This is a genomic window from Pseudomonas sp. CFSAN084952 (assembly GCF_009648855.1).
GTDB lineage: Bacteria > Pseudomonadota > Gammaproteobacteria > Pseudomonadales > Pseudomonadaceae > Aquipseudomonas > Aquipseudomonas paracarnis.
Map to the genome: position 1 here is coordinate 434,424 of NZ_CP045767.1, position 25,197 is coordinate 459,620.

Consider the following 25,197-nt stretch of genomic DNA (forward strand, 5'->3'; position numbering starts at 1 on the left):
TGCCGTGGATCATCCCTGGGTTCCTGAACAAGTGGTCAGGAAGCTCGCATCTGCCCCATACAACACAACAATGTCAGTAAGGGATCTACACGTGAACCACAACACTCTTTATGCCCTGCTCCTCGCATCGGGCCTGGGCGGCTTTGCGCCGCTGGTTTTGGCCGATGATGCCCAGGATGTAGGCTCGGTGAACATCGCCGGCAAGCAAACCCTTGGCAGCGGCCACATGATTCTCGAAGAAAGTGCCAAGGCACGCTCGACGGTGACCAAGCAAGCCATGGACGAAATGTCGGCCACCGCCAACGCCATCGACAAGCTCAAGTACACGCCGGGCATCAACGTTTCCAGTGATGACGCCAGCGGCACCAGTGGCACCAGTTTTACCATGCGGGGCATGAGTTCCGACCAGGTCGGCGTCTCGGTGGACGGCGTGCCGATCAACGATTCGGGCAACTACAGTGTGTACTCCAATCAGTTAGGCGACCCGGAAAACCTGGCCGAAGTGTTCGCCACCCAAGGTTCCTCCGAGGCCGACGGCCCGCACATCGGCTCCAGCGGCGGCAACATTGGCATGATCACCATTCGCCCGACCAAGGACGCCGGGGTTTTCGCCAAACAGATCGTCGGTGCCAACGCCCTGCGCAAGACCTTCGTGCGAGCGAACACCGGGGATGTGGGGGGCCTGAAAACCTGGGTGTCGGCATCCCACCTGGAAGGTGACAAATGGCGCGGCAAGGGCACTCTGCGCAGCGACAAGATCGAGTGGAGCAGCCTGTTCGAAGGGGATAACGGCAACTCCACATTGGCCACGATCAAGTACAACAAGCAGGAAAACTACAACTACAACAGCCTTAGCAAGGCGCAGTTCGACACCGAAGGACGGCGTAAGGATTACGCGCAAAGCCCGGTGTACAAGGCTGGTTTGCTGTCGGCGTCCTACAAGCTCAACCGCAACCCGTTCGAAAGCGTCAACGCTACGCTGACCCAGCGCTGGCAACTGCAGGACAATTTGTCGCTGACGCTCACGCCGTATTACTACTGGGCCAACGGTGGCAGCTTCAGCGGCCAGACGGCTTCCAACCTGGGGCCAAAGTCCGACAAGGCCGGCAACTACGACCTGAGTAACCTGCAATCGGCCAACTATTACCGCCCTTCGTGGACCGAAACCTGGCGCCCTGGCTTCACGGCGAAAATGAAGTGGGACATCAACGAAGAACACAGCCTGGACTATGGCTACTGGTACGAACGCGCACGCCAGCGCCAGACCCAGCCCTTTATCGGCATTAACAACGAAGGTGCCCCCGACGATGTGTGGGGCGACTACAACAGCGGCGGCCAGGTGGTCGACAAAAACGGCGCTACGGTCCAGGGCCGTCACTACTACACCGTCACTCCCGCGCAGAAGCTCTGGGTACAGGACAACTGGCAAGCCACACCGGACCTGAGTTTTGTTGGCGGCGTGGCCTACCAATATGTCGAGCGTGACGGCAACAACCTCGGCAGCCTGTACGACACACCGGAGAAGCGTAACACCCGCTACCACCAGTTCCTGCCCAACTTCAGCGCCAAGTACCAGGTCGATGAAAGCAACCAGGCGTTCTACAACGTCACCCGCAATATGCGCACGCCGCCCAACTACGTGCTGTACAACAAGGGCGACTCCGTCAGCCTCAAGTCCGAATTGAGCTGGAACCAGGAACTGGGCTGGCGCTACACCGAAGACGACATGGCCTTGAGTGCGACCCTGTTCTACATCAGCTTCAAGGATCGCCAGGTCTCGACCACCGACGCCAGCGGTGACTACATGGTGCTCAACGTCGGCACTGTCGATAACAAAGGCTTGGAGCTGGAATGGAGCGGCCTGTTGCCGCACAACTTCAATTACTACGCGTCCTATACCTACACCCAGTCTGAGCAGAAGGACGATCTGCTCAGCAAGAACGTGCTGCTACCAACCTCGGGCAAGCAATTGGCCAACGTGCCGGAAAACATGTTCAACCTGGTGTTCGGGTATGACGATTCGCGGTTCTACGGCAACATTGCAGGCAAATATGTCGGCAGTTTCTATGGCGATTTGACCAACAAGGAGAAGATCGAAGGCCGTACGGTGTTTGACCTGAACGCGGGTATTTATTTGCCGGTGGATAAGAAGGTCATCAAGTCGGCGGCACTGCGGTTTTCGATGCTCAACGTGTTCGACAAGGAGTACTTGAGCTCGGCGCGTACGGTGGCGTTCAACTCGGCGCCGGTGAACGGGTTGGGGGCGAGCACGGCGTATTACAACGTGGGTGAGGAGCGCACGGCGATGGTGTCGCTGGAAGCCAACTTCTAAGCCCACCCGCAAGCCCAATGTGCAGAGCTGACTTGTGTGGGAGCTGGCTTGCCTGCGATAGCGGTGTGTCAGTCACAGGTATTGAACCTATTACACCGCCATCGCAGGCAAGCCAGCTCCCACATTTGATTGGGTGTTACTTCAGGGCGGCCATGATCGCTTCAGGGTTGTAGTCGCGAATCAAGGTCCCGTTTACATCCACAAACGGAATCCCGCCACCGCCCAGTGCCTCGTACGCCTTGCGCGCCTCGGCATCCTTCTCTATATCGACGGCCTGGTACGGGATACCCTTCTGGTCCAGAAAACGCCGGATCTGCTTGCAGTACCCACACCACTCGGTGGCATAGAGCACCACCCGCGCCGAGGCGCGTACGTGCTCGGGCGCCACCTGGGACGGGTTGAACAGCCGCTCCACCTTGCCCCAGTTCTGGATCGCAACCACCACCAGCAGCACCAGCAGGACTTTCTTGAGTACCCCGCCCAGCATCAGTTACGGCGCTTGAGCTGGTCGGTCAGTTGGGTCGGCAGGCCCTTGATGATCAAGGTGCCGGCGGCTTCGTCGTACTCGATCTTGTCGCCCAGCAGGTGCGCTTCAAAGCTGATGGACAGGCCCTCGGCGCGCCCGGTGAAGCGGCGGAACTGGTTGAGGGTGCGTTTGTCGGCCGGAATTTCCGGCGACAGGCCGTAATCCTTGTTGCGGATGTGGTCGTAGAAGGCTTTTGGCCGGTCTTCATCGATCAGGCCCGAGAGCTCTTCCAGGCCCATGGGTTCGCCGAGCTTCGCCTGGCTGCTGGCGTAGTCCACCAGGGTCTTGGTTTTCTCGCGGGCGGACTCGTCGGGCAAGTCTTCGCTTTCGACGAAGTCACTGAACGCCTTGAGCAGGGTGCGGGTTTCGCCCGGGCCATCCACGCCTTCCTGGCAGCCGATAAAGTCGCGAAAGTACTCCGAGACCTTCTTGCCGTTCTTGCCTTTGATGAAGGAGATGTACTGCTTGGACTGCTTGTTGTTCTGCCACTCGGAGACGTTGATACGCGCCGCCAGGTGCAACTGGCCCAGGTCCAGGTGGCGCGAGGGCGTCACGTCCAGCTCATCGGTCACCGCCACGCCTTCGCTGTGGTGCAGCAGGGCGATGGCCAGGTAGTCGGTCATGCCTTGCTGGTAATGGGCAAACAGCACATGGCCGCCGGTGGAGAGGTTGGATTCCTCCATCAGCTTCTGCAGGTGCTCTACCGCCGTGCGGCTGAAGCTGGTGAAGTCCTGGCCACCGTCAAAGTACTCCTTCAACCAACCGCTGAACGGGTGCGCGCCGGACTCGGCATGGAAGAAACCCCAGGCCTTGCCTTGTTTGGCGTTGTAGCTCTCGTTGAGGTCGGCAAGCATGTTCTCGATGGCGGCGGACTCGGCCAGTTCCGTGTCGCGGGCGTGAAGAACTGCGGGTGTGCCGTCGGGTTTTTTGTCGATCAGGTGGACGATGCAATGACGGATCGGCATAGGCTTCTCGGCTGGTTGAAGGGGGAGCGGTTGGCCTCCCCAAAAAGTCGTCCAGTGTACCGCACCCATTGGTCAAGACGTGCCCCGAACGGCATTTTGCACGCCCTGTGACTGGCCATATGCCTTTTTTTCACGGTTTAGAGCGATAAAGCTGACCAAATGGGTATGTTGAGGCGGATATTTCCCCGTCTCTGTGCTAGTTTTGCCCCGTCTTACGCCAAGTCTCGGCGTTAAGCGTGCATTCAGCATTTGTCAGGTCGAACCAATCCCCGTTTCAAGCATCTATAACCCCGATCTCCGTGGTTATGGCCGGGGATGCCAGGCCATGACGGTCGGGCTCGACGGCTGACACTGCACTCTGCAATCCATATGAATTTGATAGGGAAGGAACACCACAATGGCTATTACTAAAGACCAACTGATCGCTGACCTGGCTGAAGCAGTAGACGCACCGAAAACTACCGTGCGTGCTCTGCTGGACCAACTGAGCCAAGTTGTTGCTGATCAGCTGGAAAATGGCGGCGAAATCACTCTGCCAGGCGTTGGCAAACTGAAAGTGACCGAGCGTCCTGCCCGTACTGGCCGTAACCCTTCGACTGGCGCTGCCATCGAAATCGCTGCCAAGAAAGTTATCAAGCTGGTTGTGGCTAAAGGCCTGACCGACGCTGTTAACAAGTAAGACGCAGCAAAAAAACCGTGCTTCGGAGTGATCCGGGCACGGTTTTTTATTGCCTGCGATTTTATTGTAGAGCGCGGTTATTGTGGCGAGGGAGCTTGCTCCCGCTGGAGTGCGCAGCGCTCCCAGGATTTTGGGGCCGCTGCGCTGCCCAGCGGGAGCAAGCTCCCTCGCCACAATGATTCTTATCGAACCCAGCGCTGGCGCCAGATCTGCTGCTCGTTCTTGGTCTGGAACGTCCAGGCCACAAAGCGGCTCTGCTTCTGCCCCTGGGACATCTCCACTACCTGGCTTTCCAGCACGCCAGCTTTTTTCAGCGCCGTTTCGATCGCCGGCAAGTTGGAGGCTTTGGACACCAGGGTGCTGAACCACAGCACTTTATGCGCAAAGTGCGCGCTTTCGGCGATCAACTGCGTCACAAACCGCGCTTCGCCACCTTCACACCACAGTTCGGCCGATTGACCACCGAAGTTAAGCACCGGCAACTTGCGTTTCGGGTCGGCCTTGCCCAAGGCGCGCCATTTACGCTCGCTGCCTTTGGTGGCTTCGTCCATGGATGCATGGAAGGGCGGATTGCACATCGTAAGGTCAAAGCGCTCACCCGGCTCCAGCAGGCCCAACAGGATCTGCTTGGGGTTGGGTTGCTGGCGCAGCTGGATGACCTTGCTCAGGTCGTTGGACTGCACGATGGCCTTGGCGGCGGCCACGGCGGTCGGGTCGACCTCCGAGCCCAGGAAGTTCCAGCGGTACTCCATATAGCCAATCAGCGGGTACACGCAGTTGGCGCCCATACCGATGTCCAGCACCTTGACGATCGAGCCCCGCGGGATCTTGCCGTCGTTGACGCTGGCCAGCAGGTCGGCGAGGAAATGCACATAGTCAGCACGCCCCGGCACCGGCGGGCACAGGTAGTCCGCCGGGATATCCCAATGCTGGATGCCATAGAACGACTTGAGCAGCGCCCGGTTGAACACCCGCACTGCATCCGGGCTGGCGAAGTCGATGCTCTCTTTGCCGTAGGGGTTGATGATCACGAATTTGGCCAGTTCAGGCGTGGTCTTGATCAGCGCCGGGAAGTCGTAACGGCCCGTGTGGCGGTTGCGCGGGTGCAGGGTGGCCTCTTTGCGTGGCGCGACGGGTTTGGCCGTGGCGGCGGTTTTAGGCTTCTTGCGCGGAGGTTTGGGCGTAGTGGGGGCGGTCATGATGATTCTGGGTTTGGCTCAAAGTGGCGGTCATTGTCACACATTCCCGGGGACAACTCGGTCAAATGTGGGAGCTGGCTTGCCTGCGATGCAGGCGACTGGGTGTATCAGGCAGACTGAGGTGATGCTATCGCTGGCAAGCCAGCTCCCACAGGGATAGGGTTTTGATTGGGAAATGGTGTCGTTTGCCTGGACAAAAAAAGAGACCCGAAGGCCTCTTTTTTTACACGGCGCAAGCCTTACAGGCTGGAAATCCGCGCGTGTTGCTCCGCCAGCTTGCCCAAGGCCTGTTCAGCCTCGGCCAACTTGGCGCGTTCTTTCTCGATCACTTCAGCTGGCGCTTTGTCAACGAACGCCGCGTTGGACAGCTTGCCGCCCACTCGCTGCACTTCGCCTTGCAGGCGCGCAATTTCCTTGTCGAGGCGGGCAAGTTCCGCGCCCTTGTCGATCAGGCCGGCCATCGGCACCAGCACTTCCATATCACCGACCAACGCGGTGGCAGACAACGGTGCTTCGACATCGGCAGCCAATACGGTGATCGACTCCAGCTTGGCCAGTTTCTTGAGCAGCGCATCGTTCTCGCTGAGGCGACGCTGGTCTTCGGCACTGGCGTTCTTGACGAACACGGCCAGCGGCTTGCCCGGCCCGATGTTCATCTCGGCGCGGATGTTGCGTGTGCCGAGCATCAGGGTCTTGAGCCATTCGATATCGCTTTCGGCGGCCTCATCGATGCGCGCTTCGTTGGCCACCGGCCAAGGTTGCAGCATGATGGTCTTGCCTTCGATACCGGCCAGCGGCGCCAGGCGCTGCCAGATTTCTTCGGTGATGAACGGCATGAACGGATGCGCCAGGCGCAGCGCCACTTCGAGCACGCGCACCAGGGTGCGACGGGTGCCGCGCTGGCGTTCGACCGGGGCGTTCTCGTCCCACAGTACCGGCTTGGACAGTTCCAGGTACCAGTCGCAATACTGGTTCCAGATGAACTCGTACAGGGCCTGTGCGGCCAGGTCGAAACGGAACTGGTCGAGCTGGCGGGTCACTTCGGCTTCGGTGCGCTGCAGCTGCGAGATGATCCAGCGATCCGCCAGGCTCAGCTCATAGGCTTCGCCGTTCTGGCCGCAGTCTTCGCCTTTGTCCAGCACGTAGCGCGCCGCGTTCCAGATCTTGTTGCAGAAGTTGCGATAGCCTTCGACGCGGCCCATGTCGAACTTGATGTCGCGACCGGTGGAGGCCAGCGAGCAGAAGGTGAAGCGCAGGGCGTCGGTGCCGTAGCTGGCGATGCCGTCGGCGAATTCGTCGCGGGTCTGCTTCTCGATCTTTTTCGCCAGTTTCGGCTGCATCAGGCCCGAGGTGCGTTTCTGCACCAGGGTTTCCAGGTCGATGCCGTCGATGATGTCCAGCGGGTCCAGGACGTTGCCCTTGGACTTGGACATCTTCTGGCCCTGGCCGTCGCGTACCAGGCCGTGTACGTACACGGTCTTGAACGGTACCTGCGGGGTGCCGTCTTCGTTCTTCACCAGGTGCATGGTGAGCATGATCATCCGGGCAACCCAGAAGAAAATGATGTCGAAGCCGGTGACCAGCACGTCGGTGGAGTGGAATTTCTTCAGGAACTCGGTCTGCTGCGGCCAGCCCAGGGTAGAGAAGGTCCACAGGCCCGAACTGAACCAGGTGTCCAGTACGTCGTTGTCCTGTTGCAGCGCGATGTCGGCGCCGAGGTTGTGCTTGGCACGCACTTCGGCTTCGTCGCGGCCTACATAAACCTTGCCCGATTCGTCATACCAGGCCGGAATACGGTGGCCCCACCACAGCTGACGGCTGATGCACCAGTCCTGGATGTCGCGCATCCACGAGAAGTACATGTTTTCGTACTGTTTGGGCACGAACTGGATGCGGCCATCTTCCACGGCGGCAATCGCAGGTTCTGCCAGCGGCTTGGTGGACACGTACCACTGGTCGGTCAGCCACGGCTCGATCACGGTGCCGGAGCGGTCGCCCTTCGGCACTTTCAGGCCGTGGTCGTCGACGCTGACCAGCAAACCGGCGGCGTCGAAGGCAGCTACGATCTGCTTGCGCGCTTCAAAACGGTCCAGACCTGCGTATTCGGCGGGGATCTTGCCGTCGATGCTGTCGTTCAGCGAGCCGTCCAGGTTGAACACCTGGCAGGCCGGCAATACGGCGGCATTTTTGTCGAAGATGTTCAGCAGCGGCAGGTTGTGGCGCTTGCCGACTTCGTAGTCGTTGAAATCGTGGGCCGGGGTGATTTTCACGCAGCCGGTGCCGAACTCAGGGTCGCAATAGTCATCCGCGATGATCGGGATGCGGCGGCCAACCAGCGGCAGTTCGACAAACTTGCCGATCAGCGCCTGGTAGCGCTCGTCGTTCGGGTTAACAGCGACGGCGGCATCGCCGAGCATGGTTTCCGGACGGGTAGTGGCGACGATCAGGTAATCATTGCCTTCAGCGGTCTTGGCGCCGTCGGCCAGCGGGTACTTGAGGTTCCACAGGAAGCCTTTCTCGTCGTGGTTTTCCACTTCAAGGTCGGAAATCGCCGTGTGCAACTTGGTGTCCCAGTTGACCAGGCGCTTGCCGCGGTAGATCAGGCCGTCTTCGTGCAGGCGCACGAAGGCTTCCTTTACGGCTTCGGACAGGCCGTCGTCCATGGTGAAGCGCTCGCGGCTCCAGTCTACGGACGAACCCAGGCGACGGATCTGACGGCTGATATTGCCGCCGGACTGGTCTTTCCATTCCCAGACTTTCTCCAGGAATTTCTCGCGACCCAGGTCGTGACGGTTCTGGCCGGTGGCTTCCAGTTGGCGTTCCACCAGCATCTGGGTGGCGATGCCGGCGTGGTCGGTGCCCGGTTGCCACAGGGTGTCGCGACCCTGCATGCGGCGGAAGCGGATCAACGCATCCATGATCGCATTGTTGAAGCCATGGCCCATGTGCAGGCTGCCAGTGACGTTCGGTGGCGGAATCATGATGGTGTACGAGTCGCCCGCACCTTGTGGGGCGAAATAGTTCTCGGACTCCCAGGTGTTGTACCAGGAAGTTTCGATAGCGTGGGGCTGGTAGGTCTTATCCATGCGCGGCGGGACCCTAGTTGGCATTTATTCAGGAAAGCCGGCAAGTATAACGGGGGATAGGGGCGAGGGCGAGGCGAAGACGGTTAAGACCGATGCAGAATTAATGTGGGAGCTGGCTTGCCTGCGATGGCGGTGTTTCAGTCAGCATCTTCGGCGACTGATGCGCCGCCATCGCAGGCAAGCCAGCTCCCACAAGGATGGGGGGGACTTTCAGTTCTGGTATTGGCTGAGCAACCGCTCCATCCGCGCATCCATCCGACGCTTGATCTCGGCTTCGATATGCGGCGCAAAGTCGTCGATCACATCCTGCATGATCAATTGCGCGGCGGCGCGCAGTTCGTTGTCCAGGTGCAGCAGCAGGGCATCGGGGGCTTTTTCGGCGGCTGGGGCGGGTTCAGCAACCACAGGTGCCGGCGCGGCAGGCTTGCCGCCGACCATGTCGAACAGCAGCGGGATCTGTACCTCGCCATCGGCCGTCTCGGTCAGCAGCGGCGGTTGCAGGTTGTCATCACCCAGCAACTGACGGATCGACTCCAGGTCATCCAGCAGGTGGTCGTCTTTTTTCAGCGGGTTTGGAGTGTCCATCATGTACTCAAAGTCGTTGTAGCCGGTGATCTTGCAGAGGATAGCCCTGTTCGCGGTAGAAACGGAAACTCTCCCGCGCGGCCTGACGAATAGCCGGGTCTTCCACCACCACTTCCGCCACACGGGCGAACGCTTGGGCAAAGGCCGGTACTTTCAGGTCGAGGTTGACCAGCAAGTCATGGTGATCGCCGCAGTTGTCTCCCAAGCCCAGCACAACCAGGCTTTCAGGTTCGGATTCGGCGTGGCCGTGGGGCACGAAGCTTTCGCCCTTGAAGCGCCACAGACGGGCATCAAGTTCGTCACGTTGGGCGGCATCGCTGCAGTGCAGGTAGATGCGATGGCCCATACGCCAGGCTTTTTCGGTGAGTTTGCAGGCAAAGTCCAGGCGCGCGAGGGGATCGGCGCTGGGCAATATATAGAAGTCGACTTGGGGCATTGAAAATCCTGGGGTTGGCCTGATGGCCCCTCTGTAGGAGCAAGCTCGCTCCTACAGAGGGGCGCAGGGGCCGCTTAAGCCTTGGCGCGATCCAGCAGGTATTGGGTCAACAGGGGCACCGGACGGCCAGTGGCGCCCTTGTCCTTGCCGCCGCTGGTCCAGGCCGTGCCGGCGATGTCCAGGTGAGCCCAGTTGAAGTTCTTGGCAAAGCGCGACAGGAAGCAGGCCGCCGTGATGGTGCCGGCTTTCGGGCCACCGATGTTGGCGATATCGGCGAACGGGCTGTCGAGCTGTTCCTGGTACTCATCGAACAGCGGCAGTTGCCAGGCGCGGTCGTCGGCGGCCTTGCCGGCGCTGAGCAGTTGCTCGATCAGTTCGTCGTTGTTGCCCAGCAGGCCCGAAGTGTGGGCGCCCAGGGCAACTACGCAGGCACCGGTCAAGGTAGCGATGTCGATCACGGCCTGGGGCTTGAAGCGCTCGGCGTAGGTCAGGGCGTCGCACAGCACCAGACGGCCTTCGGCGTCGGTGTTGAGGATCTCTACGGTCTGGCCGCTCATGGTGGTGACGATATCGCCCGGGCGAGCCGCGCCGCCGCTCGGCATGTTCTCGGCGCAGGCCAGGATGCACACCAGGTTGATCGGCAGCTTGAGTTCCAGCACGGCACGCAGGGTGCCGAACACGCTGGCGGCGCCGCCCATGTCGTACTTCATCTCGTCCATGCCGGCGCCCGGCTTGAGGCTGATGCCGCCGGTATCGAAGGTGATGCCTTTACCTACCAGGGCGTAAGGCTTCTCGGACTTCTTGCCGCCGTTGTATTGCATCACGATCAGGCGTGGCGGCTGGTCGCTGCCCTGGCCCACGGCATAGAACGAGCCCATGCCCAGGTCCTTGATCTTCTTCTCGTCCAGCACTTCAACCTTCAGGCCCTTGAACTCTTTGCCCAATGCCTTGGCCTGTTCGCCCAGGAACGTCGGGTGGCAGATGTTCGGCGGCAGGTTGCCCAGGTCGCGAGTGAACGACATGCCGTTGGCGATGGCCTGGGCGTGGGTGACGGCGCGCTGGACTTCAGCCTGGGCAGCCTTGATGGTCAGCAGGGTGATTTTCTTCAGGGCGCGGGGTTCGGCTTTCTGGCTCTTGAACTGGTCGAAAATATAGCCGCCGTCCACCAGCGACTCAGCCAGCAGTCGGGTCTTGCCGTAGCTGTCGCGGCCCTTGACCACGATTTCATCGAGTGCCAGCACCGCATCGCTGCCGCCCAGGCCCTTGAGGGTGGTGAGGAGACCGCTGACGATCTTGCGAAACGGACGGTCGCCCAGTTCGGCATCCTTGCCCACGCCCACCAGCAAAACGCGCTCGGCTTTAAGGTTGGGCAGGCTCTGCAGCAGCAGGCTCTGGCCGACCTTGCCGGCCAGGTCACCGCGCTTGAGCACTGCGCTGATAGCGCCGCCGCTCAGTTCGTCCAGTTGCTTGGCGGCGACGCCGAGTGTGCGGCCTTCGCCGACAGCGACCACGAGGGTGGCGGTTTTCAACGTTTCGGGGCTAACGCTTTTTACAACCAATTCCATTTTCGGGTCCCTTATCAAGGTCTGTGAGCCGGGAGCTTGTACTCCGGCTTTAAAGCTCGGCAGCGTTGTAAACCGCCAGCGACAAAGGCCGCAGTTTGAACCTCGCCAGCGGAGCCTGACAACCCTTGGCGCACGCTTTGTGCGTGCGCATGAGTAAGCTCCGTGACAGGCGCGGTCAATCACAGGATAATGCGCCATCTTTTTAGCCGGCCCGTGGTAAACGGGTCGACTCGGTATGCTTGCTTGTTTGGCCGCCTTAGCCTGACAACCCTGGAGTGTCTGGTTTGATTGTCTTCCGTTATCTGTCCCGCGAAGTCCTGTTGACCCTGAGTGCCGTGAGTGCGGTGTTGCTGGTCATCATCATGAGTGGTCGTTTCGTCAAGTTCCTGGCCCAAGCCGCCGCCGGCGCCCTGGATCCGGGCTCACTGTTCCTGATCATGGGCTACCGGATGCCCGGCATGCTGCAGTTGATCCTGCCGCTTGGCCTGTTTCTCGGCATATTGCTGGCCTATGGCCGGCTGTACCTGGAAAGCGAGATGACCGTGCTGTCGGCCACCGGCATGAGCCAGCAGCGCCTGCTGGCCATGACCATGGTGCCTGCCGCCGGTGTTGCCCTGGTGGTGGCCTGGTTGAGCATGAGCCTGGCGCCCCAGGGGGCCATGCAATTCCAATTGCTGCTGAACAAGCAGGATGCGATGACGGAGTTCGACACCCTCGAGCCCGGTCGCTTCCAGGCGCTCAGCGACGGCTCGCGGGTGACCTACACCGAAACCATGACCGACGACCGTTCCAACCTCGGCGGCGTGTTCATTTCCCAGAAGAACCTCGGCCAGAACCAGAAAGACCGTGGCATTACCATCCTGGTGGCCGACAGCGGTCGCCAGGAAATCCGCCCCGATGGCAACCGCTACCTGATCCTGGAAAACGGCTACCGCTACGACGGCAGCCCTGGCCTGGCGGATTATCGGGCGATCAAGTACGACACCTACGGCGTCATGCTGCCCAAGGCCGAGATCAGTGACGAGGTCACCGACCGCGACGCACTGCCCACCTCATCGCTGTTCGGCAGCCCGGAGTTGCGCTCCATCGCCGAGTTGCAATGGCGCCTGTCCCTGCCGCTGTTGGTGTTTATCGTGACCTTGATGGCCGTGCCGCTGTCGCGCGTCAACCCGCGCCAAGGGCGTTTCCTCAAGTTGCTGCCGGCGATCCTGCTGTACATGGCCTACCTGACCATCCTGATTTCTGCCCGTGGTTCCCTGGAAAAGGGCAAGTTGCCGCCAGCGCTGGGCCTGTGGTGGGTGCACGGGGTTTTCCTGATGATCGGCCTGGGGCTGCTCTACTGGGAACCTATCCGTTTGAAAATGAAGAGCCGTCGTGGCCTGAAGGAGTTGGCCCGTGGCTAAGCTTGATCGCTACATCGGCATTAGCGTACTGATCGCCATCCTCGCGGTACTGGGCATCATCCTCGGCCTGGCCTTGTTGTTCGCCTTCATTGATGAAGTGGGCAACGTTACTGACACTTACACAGTCACGGACGTGCTGAGCTACGTCGCACTGACCGCGCCGCGTCGTCTCTACGACATGATGCCAATGGCCGCGCTGATTGGTTGCCTGATCGGCCTGGGTACCCTGGCCAGCAACAGCGAGCTGACCATCATGCGCGCCGCCGGGGTGTCTATCGGCCGTATCGTCTGGGCGGTGATGAAGCCGATGCTGCTGCTGATGGCGTGCAGCGTGCTGATCGGTGAGTACGTCGCGCCACCGGCCGAAGCCACCGCCCAGGCCAATCGCGCCCTGGCCCAGGGTTCGGGCGATGCGCAAAGCGCCAAGCATGGCCTGTGGCACCGCCAAGGTGACGAGTTCATCCACATCAATGCCGTGCAGCCGGGTGGCCTGTTGATCGGGGTGACCCGCTACACCTTCGACAAAGAACGGCACATGCTGTCGTCCAGCTTCGCCAAGCGCGCGCAGTACAGTGGCGAGCAATGGCAACTGAGCGACGTCACCACCACGCACTTCCGTAACGTGGGCCAGGGCACCCAGTCCAGCACCGAAGTGGTCAACGTGCCGACCGAACAGTGGGATATCGCCCTCAAGCCGGAATTGCTCAATACCGTGGTCATGGTGCCGGAAGCCCTGCCGATCTCCGGTTTGTGGAGCTATATCCACTACCTCAAGGAGCAGGGTTTGAACAATGGCCGCTACTGGCTGGCGTTCTGGGTGAAAGTCTTGCAGCCGGTGGTTACCGCCGCCTTGGTGTTGATGGCGATTTCCTTCATTTTCGGGCCATTACGCTCCGTGACCCTGGGCCAACGGGTATTTACCGGCGTGCTGGTGGGCTTCACCTTCCGCATCGCCCAGGATTTGCTTGGGCCGTCGAGCCTGGTATTCGGCTTCTCGCCGCTGTTTGCGGTGCTGGTGCCTACGGCCATCTGCGCCGTGGCTGGGTTCTGGCTGCTGCGCCGGGCGGGTTGAAGCCGCGCTCGCGAAAGTCTGCGAAACGCCGCGTTTATCCAGAATAAGCGCGTTATCGTTGGCGATTTTCGCGAGCAAGCTCGCTCCTACAGTTTTAAGCCCCATTAAAGTGGGGCTTTTTTGTATTGGTCAGCAAAGATGACGTCTGGCCTGAGCATCAGGTACAATTCCCGGCTATTTTTCAGCGGGCAATCTGCCTGCAGCCTTTTTGAGTGTTGATCCGTGAGTGATTTGAGTCATATCCGCAATTTCTCCATCATCGCCCACATTGACCATGGCAAGTCGACGCTGGCCGATCGATTTATCCAGATGTGCGGCGGCCTTGCCGAGCGTGAAATGGAAGCCCAGGTACTGGACTCCATGGACCTCGAACGCGAGCGCGGGATCACCATCAAGGCCCACAGCGTCACGCTGTACTACAAGGCCAAAGACGGCATCACTTACCAACTGAACTTCATTGACACCCCTGGCCACGTTGACTTCACCTACGAAGTCAGCCGTTCGCTGGCGGCCTGTGAAGGTGCGTTGCTGGTGGTCGATGCCGGCCAGGGCGTCGAGGCGCAGTCGGTTGCCAACTGCTACACCGCGATCGAGCAGGGCCTGGAAGTCATGCCCGTGCTCAACAAGATCGACCTGCCCCAGGCCGAGCCTGAGCGCGTCAAGGAAGAGATCGAGAAGATCATCGGCATCGATGCCACCGACGCCGTCACCTGCAGCGCCAAGACCGGCCTGGGTGTCGACGAAGTGCTCGAACGCCTGGTGCACACCATTCCCGCGCCGACCGGCAACTACGAAGATCCGCTGCAAGCGTTGATCATCGACTCCTGGTTCGACAACTACCTGGGCGTTGTGTCCCTGGTGCGCGTGCGCCATGGCCGTGTGAAGAAGGGCGACAAGATCCTGGTCAAGTCCACCGGCAAGATCCACTTGGTGGACAGCGTCGGTGTATTCAACCCCAAGCACACCGCTACCGTTGATCTGAAAGCCGGTGAAGTAGGCTTCATTATCGCCGGCATCAAGGACATTCATGGTGCGCCAGTAGGTGACACCCTGACCTTGAGCTCCACGCCAGACGTCGACGTGCTGCCCGGCTTCAAGCGCATCCAGCCACAGGTCTACGCCGGCCTGTTCCCGGTCAGCTCCGATGACTTCGAAGATTTCCGCGAAGCCCTGCAAAAACTGACCCTCAACGACTCGTCGTTGCAGTACACCCCGGAAAGCTCCGACGCCCTGGGCTTCGGCTTCCGTTGCGGGTTCCTGGGCATGCTGCACATGGAGATCATCCAGGAGCGCCTTGAGCGCGAATACGACCTGGACCTGATCACCACCGCGCCAACCGTTATTTTTGAGTTGCTGCTCAAAACCGGTGAAACGATTTACGTCGACAACCCCTCCAAGCTTCCGGACCTGTCGGCCATCGAAGACATGCGCGAGCCGATCGTGCGGGCCAATATCCTGGTACCGCAGGAACACTTGGGCAACGTCATTACACTGTGTATCGAAAAGCGTGGCGTGCAGCGCGACATGCTGTTCCTCGGTACTCAGGTACAAGTGACCTACGATATGCCGATGAACGAAGTGGTCCTGGACTTCTTCGACCGTCTCAAGTCCACCAGTCGCGGCTATGCTTCGCTGGACTACCATTTCGATCGTTACCAATCGGCTAATCTGGTGAAACTGGATGTGCTGATCAACGGCGACAAGGTAGATGCCCTGGCACTGATCGTGCACAAGGACAACGCGCATTACAAAGGTCGCCAACTGACCGAGAAGATGAAAGAACTGATTCCGCGCCAGATGTTCGACGTCGCGATCCAGGCCGCCATCGGCGGGCAGATCATTGCACGGACCTCCGTCAAGGCTCTCAGAAAGAACGTACTGGCCAAATGCTACGGCGGTGACGTAAGCCGTAAGCGCAAACTGCTTGAGAAGCAAAAGGCCGGTAAAAAACGCATGAAGCAAGTAGGCAACGTGGAAGTTCCACAAGAAGCCTTCCTTGCGGTGCTCAGGTTGGATAGTTAGGTCCTATGTCACTAAATTTCCCGCTGTTGCTGGTCATTGCCGTTGCCGTCTGTGGTCTCCTGGCGTTGCTCGATCTGGTGTTCTTCGCCCCGCGTCGTCGGGCGGCCATTGCTTCCTATCAGGGCAGCGTCAGCCAGCCCGATGCGGTGGTGGTCGAGAAGCTGAACAAAGAGCCCTTGCTGGTTGAGTACGGCAAGTCGTTCTTCCCGGTGTTGTTCATCGTGCTGGTGTTGCGCTCGTTTCTGGTAGAGCCGTTCCAGATCCCTTCGGGGTCGATGAAACCGACCCTGGATGTGGGCGACTTCATCCTGGTGAACAAGTTTTCCTACGGCATTCGCCTACCGGTGATCGACAAAAAAGTCATCCCCGTGGGTGACCCGCAGCGCGGCGATGTGATGGTGTTCCGCTACCCAAGCGACCCGAACGTCAACTACATCAAACGTGTGGTCGGCCTGCCGGGCGACGTGGTGCGCTACACCAGCGACAAGCGCCTGTTCATCAACGGTGAGTCGGTGGCCGAGAAGCTGCTGGGCGCCGAGCCGAATACCCTGGGCAGCGCCGAGCTGTACCAGGAAAAACTCGGCGCGGTGGAGCACCAAATCCGCAAGGAAATGAGCCGCTACCGCGCGATGCCGGATGGCCAGTGGAAAGTGCCTGCCGGGCATTACTTCATGATGGGCGACAACCGCGACAACTCCAACGACAGCCGCTACTGGGATGACCCCAACATTCCCAAGGACTTGCTGGGCATGGTGCCCGACGAGAACATTGTCGGCAAAGCCTTCGCGGTCTGGATGAGTTGGCCGGAACCCAAGCTCAGCCACCTGCCGAACTTCTCGCGGGTCGGGCTGATCAAGTAATACAAGCGGCGCTGTGAACACAGCGCCGAATGCTTTTCTGGGGCTTGGACATTTTCCGATGCCCGGTACCCATCAGGATTTGAATTTGAACACTGCGTCAATCGTCGATGGCCGCCGGTGCCATCAACTAGATATGGATAAACCGTGACCGTTTCTCTAAGTCGTCTCGAGCGTCAGCTCGGCTACACCTTCAAGGACCAGGAATTGATGGTCCTTGCCCTCACACACCGCAGCTTTGCAGGGCGCAATAACGAGCGCCTGGAATTCCTCGGTGACGCTATCCTCAATTTCGCCGCCGGCGAGGCGCTGTTCGAGCGCTTCCCCCAAGCGCGAGAAGGCCAGCTGTCGCGCCTGCGCGCACGCCTTGTGAAAGGCGAGACCCTGGCCGTGCTGGCCCGAGGCTTTGGCCTGGGCGAGTACCTGCGGCTGGGTTCCGGTGAGTTGAAAAGCGGCGGTTTCCGTCGCGAGTCAATCCTGGCTGATGCCCTGGAAGCCTTGATCGGTGCGATCTACCTCGATGCCGGGATGGAGACGGCCAAGGAACGCGTTGTCGCCTGGCTGGCCTCGGAAATCGAAAGCCTGACGCTGGTAGACACCAACAAGGATCCCAAGACCCGCCTGCAAGAGTACCTGCAGTCCCGCGGTTGCGAACTGCCACGCTACGAAGTGGTGGATATCCAGGGCGAGCCCCATTGCCGGGTGTTCTTCGTGGAATGTGAAATCACTTTATTGAACGAAAAAAGCCGAGGTCAGGGTGTGAGCCGTCGTATTGCCGAACAGGTAGCGGCCGCTGCAGCACTGATTGCCCTGGGCGTGGAGAATGGCCATGACTGATTCAACCGCAACACGCTGTGGCTATGTTGCCATCGTCGGCCGCCCGAACGTGGGCAAGTCCACGCTGCTCAACCACATCCTCGGCCAGAAGCTCGCGATCACCTCGCGCAAGCCCCAGACCACCCGCCACAACATGCTGGGCATCAAGACCGAAGGCAACGTGCAAGCGGTGTATGTCGATACCCCTGGCATGCACAAAGGCGGCGAGAAAGCCCTGAACCGCTACATGAACAAGACCGCCTCGGCCGCGTTGAAAGACGTCGACGTGGTGATCTTCGTGGTTGACCGCACCAAGTGGACCGACGAAGACCAGATGGTCCTCGAGCGTGTGCAATACGTGACCGGCCCGTTGATCGTCGCGCTGAACAAGACCGACCGTATCGAAGACAAAGCCGAGCTGATGCCGCACCTGACCTGGTTGCAGGAGCAACTGCCGAACGCCCAGATCATGCCGATCTCGGCCCAGCACGGCCACAACCTCGAAGCCCTGGAGCGCGTGATCGCCGGTTACCTGCCAGAAAACGAGCATTTCTTCCCGGAAGACCAGATCACCGACCGCAGCAGCCGCTTCCTTGCCGCCGAACTGGTCCGCGAGAAAATCATGCGCCAGATGGGCGCCGAGCTGCCGTACCAGATCACCGTCGAAATCGAAGAGTTCAAGCAGCAGGGCAAGACCTTGCATATCCATGCGTTGATCCTCGTCGAACGTGACGGCCAGAAGAAAATCATCATTGGCGACAAGGGCGAGCGCATCAAGCGCATCGGCACCGAAGCGCGCAAGGATATGGAGTTGCTGTTCGACTCCAAGATCATGCTCAACCTGTGGGTGAAGGTGAAGGGTGGCTGGTCCGATGATGAGCGTGCGTTGCGCTCCCTGGGCTACGGCGACCTGTAACGGGCCTCGAACACACTGCAAAACTTTGTGGGAGCGGGCTTGCCCGCGATGAGGATGTAACATTCGGCAGAGATGTTGACTGTGACGCCGCCATCGCGGGCAAGCCCGCTCCCACATTGGATCGGCGCTGTTTCACGTTCTGCGAGAGAGCCTCATGTCCGCCTCCCCCCCCAGCCAACTTGCCTATGTCCTGCACAGCCGCGCCTACCGCGAAACCAGTGCGCTGGTGGACTTCCTCACGCCCCAAGGCCGCCTGCGCGCGGTATTGCGCAGCGCGCGGGGCAAGGCGGGCACCTTGGCGCGGCCGTTCGTGGCGCTGGACGTGGAGTTTCGCGGCAAGGGCGAGCTGAAAAACGTCGGCCGCCTGGAAAGCGTTGGCACCTCGGCCTGGCTGAATGGCGATGCGTTATTCAGCGGCCTTTACCTCAATGAGCTGCTGATCCGCCTGCTGCCCGCCGAAGACCCGCACCCGGCAGTCTTTGATCACTACGCTGCCACCTTGCTGGCCCTCGCTGAAGGCCGTCCGCTGGAACCGCTGCTGCGCGCTTTCGAATGGCGTTTGCTCGACGACCTTGGCTACGGCTTCGAACTGGCCAACGACTTGCACGGAGAGCCCATCGCCGCCGATGGCATGTATCGCCTGCAAGTCGATGCGGGGCTTGAGCGCGTGTACCTGCTGCAGCCCGGCCTGTTTCAGGGCACCGAACTGCTGGCCATGAGTGAAGCCGACTGGCACGCTCCCGGTGCGCTGTCCGCCGCCAAGCGCCTGATGCGCCAGGCCCTGGCCGTGCACCTGGGCGGGCGGCCGCTGGTCAGTCGCGAGTTGTTTCGAAAGCCCTGACATCCCCGTGTATGCTGTGCACCGATTCTTTCCCTTTTCAGGAGCGCTTCCGTGACCACCAGCAATCGCATTCTTCTTGGCGTCAACATCGACCATGTCGCCACCCTGCGCCAGGCCCGGGGCACCCGTTACCCTGACCCGGTCAAGGCCGCGCTGGACGCCGAAGAAGCGGGCGCCGACGGCATCACCGTGCACCTGCGCGAAGACCGCCGTCACATCCAGGAGCGCGATGTGCTGCTGCTCAAGGACGTGCTGCAAACCCGCATGAACTTCGAAATGGGCGTCACCGAAGAAATGATGGCGTTCGCCGAGCGCATTCGCCCGGCGCATATCTGCCTGGTACCGGAAACTCGCCAGGAGCTGACCACCGAAGGCGGCCTCGACGTCGCCGGCCAGGAAGCGCGGATCAAGGCTGCGGTGGAGCGCCTGTCGCGGATCGGCAGCGAAGTCTCGCTGTTTATCGACGCCGACGAACGCCAGATCGAAGCCTCCCGCCGCGTCGGCGCCCCGGCGATCGAGCTGCACACTGGCCGTTATGCCGATGCCACCACGCCGACCGAAGTGGCCGACGAACTGCAACGCATCATCGACGGCGTGAACTGCGGGCTCAACGAAGGCTTGATCGTCAATGCCGGCCATGGCTTGCATTACCACAACGTCGAAGCCGTGGCTGCGATCAAGGGCATCAACGAACTGAACATCGGCCATGCGCTGGTCGCGCACGCGCTTTTCGTCGGTTTCAAAGGCGCCGTGGCCGAGATGAAAGCCCTGATTCTGGCCGCTGCCAAGCACTGATAAACAATGAAGATCATTGTGGGAGCTGGCTTGCCTGCGATAGCGGAGTGTCAGTTGACGCATTCGTAGCTGGCCCACTGCAATCGCAGGCAAGCCAGCTCCCACATGATGAGTCGTCGGCGTTTTTGGCATGCGGCAATGCGAAGCCTTACTGTTTAGCCGACGCAGGTGTATCGTATCAGCCCTTTGCGGGCCCTTGGCCTGCGGCAGATACGCGAGGTTGTTGTGTCCCGATCCTTTTCCCGTCGACAAATCCTGGGTGGTCTTGCTGGCCTGGCCGTAGTAGGCGTCGGTGCCGGCGGTGGCTACCGCTACTGGCTGGGGAAAGTCGCTGAGTCCGAGGCGGGGCACGATTACGAGCTGATCGCCGCGCCCCTGGACGTAGAGTTGGTGCCGGGGCATAAGACCCAGGCCTGGGCGTTCGGCCCATCGGCGCCGGGCACCGAGTTGCGGGTGCGCCAAGGCGAATGGCTGCGGGTGCGCTTTATCAACCATCTGCCAGTCGCCACTACCATCCACTGGCACGGCATCCGCCTGCCGCTGGAAATGGACGGCGTGCCCTACGTCTCGCAATTGCCGGTGCTGCCTGGCGAATACTTCGACTATAAATTCCGCGTACCCGATGCCGGCAGCTACTGGTATCACCCTCACGTAAGCAGCAGCGAAGAACTCGGCCGTGGCCTGGTCGGCCCGTTGATCGTGGAAGAGCGCGAACGCACCGGTTTCAAGTACGAACGCACTTTGAGCCTGAAGAACTGGCACATCGACGAAGAGGGCGCGTTTGTCGAGTTCAGCATCCCCCGTGAAGCGGCGCGTGGCGGCACGGCCGGGCGCCTGTCGACCATCAATGGGGTGCCCCAGGCGGTCATCGACCTGCCGGCTGGGCAAATCACCCGCGTGCGCCTGCTCAACCTCGATAACACTGTGACCTATCGCCTCAATATTCCCGGGGTCGAAGCGCAGATCTACGCGTTGGACGGCAACCCCATCGAGCCGCGCCCGTTGGGCAAGGAATATTGGCTGGGCCCGGGCATGCGTATTTGCCTGGCGATCAAGGCGCCACCGGCGGGCGAAGAACTGTCGTTGCGCAACGGCCCGGTGCGCCTTGGCACCTTCCGCTCGGTGGCCAATACCGACGCGCCTACCCTGTGGCCACCGGCATTGCCGGCCAACCCGGTTGCCGAGCCAGACCTGGCCAATGCCGAGAAACTCAACTTCAATTTCGAATGGGTCGGTTCAGTGTCGGTCAATGTCGAAAACGGCAAGCCGCCGAGCCTGTGGCAGATCAACGGCCAGGCCTGGGACATCACCGACAAGACCTGTGCCGACCGCCCAATTGCCAAGCTGGAGAAGGGTAAGAGCTATATTTTCGAATTGAAGAACATGACCCAATACCAGCACCCGATCCACTTGCACGGGATGAGCTTCAAGGTGCTTGCGTCCAACCGCCACAAGGTGATCCCGTACTTCACCGACACCTACCTGCTGGGCAAGAACGAACGCGCCCGCGTGGCCTTGGTGGCGGATAACCCAGGGGTGTGGATGTTCCATTGCCATGTGATCGACCACATGGAAACCGGCCTGATGGCCGCCATCGAGGTGGCGTGATGCGCCAGATTCGCCCCGCCGCGATTATCGACCGCAGCCGCGACCAGGATTTTATGCGCGAAGCCCTGGCGCTCGCCGCCCAAGGTGCTGCATTGGGCGAAGTGCCGGTGGGTGCGGTGCTGGTGCAGGGCGGTGAAATCATCGGCCGCGGCTTCAACTGCCCCATCAGTGGCAACGACCCCAGCGCCCATGCCGAAATGGTCGCGATCCGCGCCGCTGCTCAGGCGATCAGCAACTATCGGCTGGTGGGCAGCACGCTGTACGTGACGCTGGAACCGTGCAGCATGTGTGCCGGGCTGATCGTGCATTCGCGGGTGGCGCGGGTGGTGTATGGCGCGTTGGAGCCGAAGGCGGGCATCGTGCAAAGCCAGGGGCAGTTTTTTACCCAGGGTTTTCTTAACCATCGGGTGTTGTTTGAGGGCGGGGTATTGGCCGAGGAGTGTGGGGCTGTCCTGAGCGAGTTCTTCAAGGCTCGCCGGGCCAAGCCACCACTCTAAAGAACACTGAAATATCAATGTGGGAGCTGGCTTGCCTGCGATAGCCATCTGTCAGTCAGCCCAATATTGACTGACCCACCGCTATCGCAGGCAAGCCAGCTCCCACCGTTGATCTCCATTTTTTCAGGACGAGCGTGGTGTTATTTGCGCGCGATGATCACCGCCCGCATCGGTGCCGGCAGCCCTTCAATGGTCTTGCTGTGATCCTCAGGGTCCAGGAAATCACTCAGCGACTGATACTTCATCCACTGCGTTCCACGCTGCTCCTCAACCGTGGTCACGCTCACATCCACGCACCGCACGTCACTGAACCCGGCCCGGCGCAGCCACAGCATCAACGCCGGCACCGACGGCAAGAACCACACGTTGCGCATCTGGGCGTAACGGTCTTCTGGCACCAGCACTTGTTGTTGGTCGCCTTCCACCACCAATGTTTCCAATACCAGCTCGCCGCCCTTGACCAGGGTGTCCTTCAACGCCAGTAAATGTTCGATGGGCGAGCGGCGGTGGTAGAACACGCCCATGGAAAATACCGTGTCAAAGCCTTCCAGGTTCGCCGGCAAGTCTTCGAACGGGAACGGCAGGTGCCAGGCCTTGGGCTCGGACAAGTAGCGCTGCACTGCCTGGAACTGGCAGAAGAACAGCCAGTTGGGGTCCACGCCAATCACGCTGTCGGCCCCGGCGCCGAGCATGCGCCACATGTAGTAGCCGTTGCCGCAGCCCACGTCGAGGATGCGCTTGCCTTTGAGGTTCAGGTGCGGCGCGACCCGCGACCACTTCCAGTCCGAACGCCACTCGGTGTCCACATGCACGCCGAACAGATGGAACGGGCCTTTGCGCCAGGGGCTCAGGCCCATCAGCGCCGTGTGCATCTGTTCGCGGGTGGCGTCGTCGCAATCGGTGTCCAGCACCAGGCCGTTGAGCAAATCTACGCTGTTGGGCTGGATCTTCGGCAGTGCATCCAAGGCGCTCTGCCAGCGCTCCAGGTCGCCATGGCCTTTTTCCATCTTGCTATCGAGCTGCGCTTGCAGGCCCTGGGCCCACACGGCCAGGGGAGTGCCGACCAGATGGCGGGCGAGGGGGGACAAATCAATCATGGCAAGGCAATTAACGAGGCAAAGTTAAGACACTGGAACCACGGCACGACTTTCGAGAACCCGGCCGCCAGCAGGCGTTCGCGGTGTTCTTCGAGGCTGTCGGGCTTCATGACGTTTTCGATGGCGCTGCGCTTCTGGGCGATTTCCAGTTCGCTGTAGCCGTTGGCGCGTTTGAAGGCGATATGCAGGTCGGTCAGCAGCGCGTGCTCTTCAACATCGTTAAAGCGCAGCTTTTCCGAGAGGATCAACGCCCCGCCCGGCAGCAGCGCCTGGCGAATGCGCCCCAGCAACGCCAGGCGCTCCTGGGGGGCGATAAATTGCAGGGTGAAGTTCAGGGCCACCACCGAGGCGGGCTTGAATTGCAGGGCGAGGATGTCGCCCTCGATCACCTCCACCGGCAGCAACTCCTGGAACATCGAGTCCTGGCCATTGAGGTATTCGCGGCAGCGCTCGACCATCGCGGCGGAGTTATCCACGGCGATCACCCGGCAACCCTCGGTGCGTACATGGCGACGCAGGGCTTGGGTCACGGCGCCCAGGGAAGAGCCCAGGTCATACAGCACGCTACCCGGTTGGGCAAATTGCGCGGCCAGCACGCCGAGGTTTTCGACGATGGTGGGGTAGCCCGGCACCGAGCGCTTGATCATGTCCGGGAACACCCGCACCACATCCTCGTTAAAGGCGAAGTCCGGCACCTGGGGCAGGGGCTGGGCGAATAGGCGATCGGGTTCTTTGCTCACGGCTGTTCCGGCGACGATGGGGGAAAGGCCGGCATTTTAGCCAAGTTGCTCCTCGGATGCGCGGGTTGTCTGATGGAAAGCCGAGGCGGTGATGCCCCACTGCCCGAGCCAGTAGGTGGTGATCAGCAAATACGGCGCTGCCTCGAACGCCAGCACAAACCGGTTGATGCCGATCAGCGCGTCGGAAACCACAAACGACACCGCACCCACCGCCGCCAGCCACGCTGAACGTTTGGGCACCTCGCTGCCCAGTCGTGCCAACGCACGCCAGAGCATGGCGCTGATCACCAGCGCGTAAACCACCACCGGTATCAGCAGTTCACCGAGGCCGTGGGAGATCAGGATGCTCAGCAAGATTGCGCCTACGCCGAGGGCCAGCACCAGCGGCAGCAGCGCCAAGCGCCGACAGTCACTGAAATAAGCTTTGAGATAAGCCAAATGCGCGAACAGAAACGCGCCCAGGCCAAAGATAAACAGGTCGCCTGGCCAGGCAAGTAACACGTCGCCCACCACGGAAAAAATCAACCCCAGGCTGATCCAGCGTCGATACTCGGTGGGCGGCGCGTCATGCAGCCAACCCAGCAGCGCCAGCACCGGCAGCGGCTTGACCAGCAGGCACAGCAGCGTTGCATGGGTCGCCAGGCCGTAGACAAAGGTGCCGGCGCCCATCAAGGCAAGGATCAGCCAGGGCATATCAGTTCACCGTAATGGCGCAGTCAAAGGTTTCGACAGGTTCGGCCTCTGGCTCCCAGGGCTGCTGGGATGTCAGGCGCAAACGCCCTTGCCCTGGGGCAAACGCCTGGAAGCGCCAGGTGGACTGGCCGCCCCCGCCGATCACGCCGGACTCGGTGCTGCTGTAGACCTCAGGGCTCAAGGCGCGCAACACGCCGCCCGCGGAGTCCTGGATGGCCCAGCGGTAACCGGTGGTGGGGTTGCTGGGCAGGGTGAGGATCAGGTTTTGCCCGTTTTTAAGCTGGAGCGGGCAGGCGCTCTGGTTGTCCACGCTGACGTTTTGCTGGGGGGCACTGGCGCATGCGGCCAGCAGGGCAAGGCTCAAGGGGAGAAACAGGCGGGCAGCGGTCATGAAGGCTCCGTTAATACACGACGAAGGGGGAGCATAACCGAAGATGAGACAAGGTGTGACAAGAGGGCATGCGGTG

General features: G+C 60.8%; 23 protein-coding genes. 12 read left to right on the plus strand and 11 right to left on the minus strand.

Annotated features, from left to right (window positions below; translation table 11 throughout):
• Positions 1–91 precede the first annotated feature (91 nt).
• Positions 92–2,332, plus strand: a complete 2,241-nt coding sequence (locus GH769_RS02065; protein WP_020301211.1) for a TonB-dependent receptor — start codon at positions 92–94, stop codon at positions 2,330–2,332.
• 136 nt (positions 2,333–2,468) lie between these two features.
• Here the strand turns inward: GH769_RS02065 and GH769_RS02070 are convergent, their stop codons facing one another.
• Both GH769_RS02070 and yejK read right to left on the minus strand, forming a co-directional pair.
• A complete protein-coding gene (locus GH769_RS02070; protein ID WP_020301210.1) occupies positions 2,469–2,819 on the minus strand; it encodes a glutaredoxin family protein in 351 nt (116 codons plus the stop codon).
• Positions 2,819–3,823: a nucleoid-associated protein YejK gene (gene yejK, locus GH769_RS02075; RefSeq protein WP_014717069.1), complete on the minus strand. Its 1,005-nt coding sequence runs from the start codon at positions 3,821–3,823 to the stop codon at positions 2,819–2,821. The genes GH769_RS02070 and yejK overlap by 1 nt, the downstream gene beginning before the upstream one ends.
• Positions 3,824–4,220: 397 nt before the next feature.
• On the opposite strand from yejK, the gene GH769_RS02080 reads away from it, so the two are divergent.
• Positions 4,221–4,502 (plus strand): HU family DNA-binding protein, encoded by a 282-nt coding sequence (locus tag GH769_RS02080; RefSeq protein ID WP_003188840.1) that lies wholly within the window; start codon positions 4,221–4,223, stop codon positions 4,500–4,502.
• Positions 4,503–4,684: 182 nt separating this feature from the next.
• Here the strand turns inward: GH769_RS02080 and rlmF are convergent, their stop codons facing one another.
• The 5 genes from rlmF to GH769_RS02105 all read right to left on the minus strand — a co-directional run bounded on the left by rlmF (position 4,685) and on the right by GH769_RS02105 (position 11,373).
• A complete protein-coding gene (gene rlmF / locus GH769_RS02085) occupies positions 4,685–5,701 on the minus strand; it encodes a 23S rRNA (adenine(1618)-N(6))-methyltransferase RlmF (protein WP_014717070.1) in 1,017 nt (338 codons plus the stop codon).
• A gap of 239 nt (positions 5,702–5,940) precedes the next feature.
• Positions 5,941–8,787, minus strand: a complete 2,847-nt coding sequence (locus GH769_RS02090; protein ID WP_032903313.1) for a valine--tRNA ligase — start codon at positions 8,785–8,787, stop codon at positions 5,941–5,943.
• Between the two features lie 210 nt (positions 8,788–8,997).
• The gene (locus tag GH769_RS02095; protein ID WP_003188844.1) at positions 8,998–9,372 is read right to left on the minus strand and encodes a hypothetical protein; all 375 of its coding nucleotides are present in this window, start codon (positions 9,370–9,372) and stop codon (positions 8,998–9,000) included.
• A 7-nt stretch (positions 9,373–9,379) separates the two neighbouring features.
• Positions 9,380–9,808, minus strand: coding sequence for a DNA polymerase III subunit chi (locus tag GH769_RS02100; RefSeq protein WP_014717072.1), 429 nt, complete (start codon positions 9,806–9,808; stop codon positions 9,380–9,382).
• Between the two features lie 74 nt (positions 9,809–9,882).
• Complete coding sequence (locus GH769_RS02105) at positions 9,883–11,373, minus strand: leucyl aminopeptidase (protein ID WP_014717073.1); 1,491 nt, start codon at positions 11,371–11,373, stop codon at positions 9,883–9,885.
• Positions 11,374–11,657: 284 nt separating this feature from the next.
• On the opposite strand from GH769_RS02105, the gene lptF reads away from it, so the two are divergent.
• From lptF to tadA, 10 genes are all read left to right on the plus strand, one after another.
• Positions 11,658–12,776, plus strand: a complete 1,119-nt coding sequence (lptF, locus tag GH769_RS02110; protein WP_003188848.1) for an LPS export ABC transporter permease LptF — start codon at positions 11,658–11,660, stop codon at positions 12,774–12,776.
• Positions 12,769–13,848 (plus strand): LPS export ABC transporter permease LptG, encoded by a 1,080-nt coding sequence (gene lptG / locus GH769_RS02115; RefSeq protein WP_003188851.1) that lies wholly within the window; start codon positions 12,769–12,771, stop codon positions 13,846–13,848. Before lptF ends, lptG begins: the two co-directional genes overlap by 8 nt.
• Before the next feature lie 222 nt (positions 13,849–14,070).
• Positions 14,071–15,870, plus strand: coding sequence for a translation elongation factor 4 (gene lepA, locus GH769_RS02120; protein ID WP_003188853.1), 1,800 nt, complete (start codon positions 14,071–14,073; stop codon positions 15,868–15,870).
• A 5-nt stretch (positions 15,871–15,875) separates the two neighbouring features.
• Positions 15,876–16,730 (plus strand): signal peptidase I, encoded by an 855-nt coding sequence (gene lepB, locus GH769_RS02125; protein ID WP_003188855.1) that lies wholly within the window; start codon positions 15,876–15,878, stop codon positions 16,728–16,730.
• A 144-nt stretch (positions 16,731–16,874) separates the two neighbouring features.
• Complete coding sequence (gene rnc / locus GH769_RS02130; RefSeq protein ID WP_003188856.1) at positions 16,875–17,564, plus strand: ribonuclease III; 690 nt, start codon at positions 16,875–16,877, stop codon at positions 17,562–17,564.
• Entirely contained in the window at positions 17,557–18,459 is a 903-nt protein-coding gene (era, locus tag GH769_RS02135) for a GTPase Era (RefSeq protein WP_005785147.1), read from the plus strand. Before rnc ends, era begins: the two co-directional genes overlap by 8 nt.
• 154 nt (positions 18,460–18,613) lie before the next feature.
• Entirely contained in the window at positions 18,614–19,300 is a 687-nt protein-coding gene (recO, locus tag GH769_RS02140; RefSeq protein ID WP_019817662.1) for a DNA repair protein RecO, read from the plus strand.
• Positions 19,301–19,351: 51 nt separating this feature from the next.
• Positions 19,352–20,095, plus strand: coding sequence for a pyridoxine 5'-phosphate synthase (gene pdxJ, locus GH769_RS02145; RefSeq protein ID WP_003188860.1), 744 nt, complete (start codon positions 19,352–19,354; stop codon positions 20,093–20,095).
• A gap of 225 nt (positions 20,096–20,320) precedes the next feature.
• A complete protein-coding gene (locus tag GH769_RS02150; protein WP_032903393.1) occupies positions 20,321–21,703 on the plus strand; it encodes a multicopper oxidase family protein in 1,383 nt (460 codons plus the stop codon).
• Positions 21,703–22,200, plus strand: a complete 498-nt coding sequence (tadA, locus tag GH769_RS02155) for a tRNA adenosine(34) deaminase TadA (RefSeq protein WP_019817664.1) — start codon at positions 21,703–21,705, stop codon at positions 22,198–22,200. Before GH769_RS02150 ends, tadA begins: the two co-directional genes overlap by 1 nt.
• A gap of 140 nt (positions 22,201–22,340) precedes the next feature.
• On the opposite strand, the gene cmoB is transcribed toward tadA, so the two are convergent.
• From cmoB to GH769_RS02175, 4 genes are read right to left on the minus strand one after another with little or no spacing between them, the layout of a single operon-like run.
• Positions 22,341–23,297 (minus strand): tRNA 5-methoxyuridine(34)/uridine 5-oxyacetic acid(34) synthase CmoB, encoded by a 957-nt coding sequence (cmoB, locus tag GH769_RS02160; RefSeq protein ID WP_020301206.1) that lies wholly within the window; start codon positions 23,295–23,297, stop codon positions 22,341–22,343.
• Positions 23,294–24,037 (minus strand): carboxy-S-adenosyl-L-methionine synthase CmoA, encoded by a 744-nt coding sequence (gene cmoA, locus GH769_RS02165; RefSeq protein ID WP_014717080.1) that lies wholly within the window; start codon positions 24,035–24,037, stop codon positions 23,294–23,296. Before cmoA ends, cmoB begins: the two co-directional genes overlap by 4 nt.
• Before the next feature lie 36 nt (positions 24,038–24,073).
• Positions 24,074–24,730: a lysoplasmalogenase gene (locus tag GH769_RS02170; RefSeq protein WP_014717081.1), complete on the minus strand. Its 657-nt coding sequence runs from the start codon at positions 24,728–24,730 to the stop codon at positions 24,074–24,076.
• Between the two features lies 1 nt (position 24,731).
• A complete protein-coding gene (locus GH769_RS02175; protein ID WP_032903312.1) occupies positions 24,732–25,121 on the minus strand; it encodes a protease inhibitor I42 family protein in 390 nt (129 codons plus the stop codon).
• Positions 25,122–25,197 lie beyond the last annotated feature (76 nt).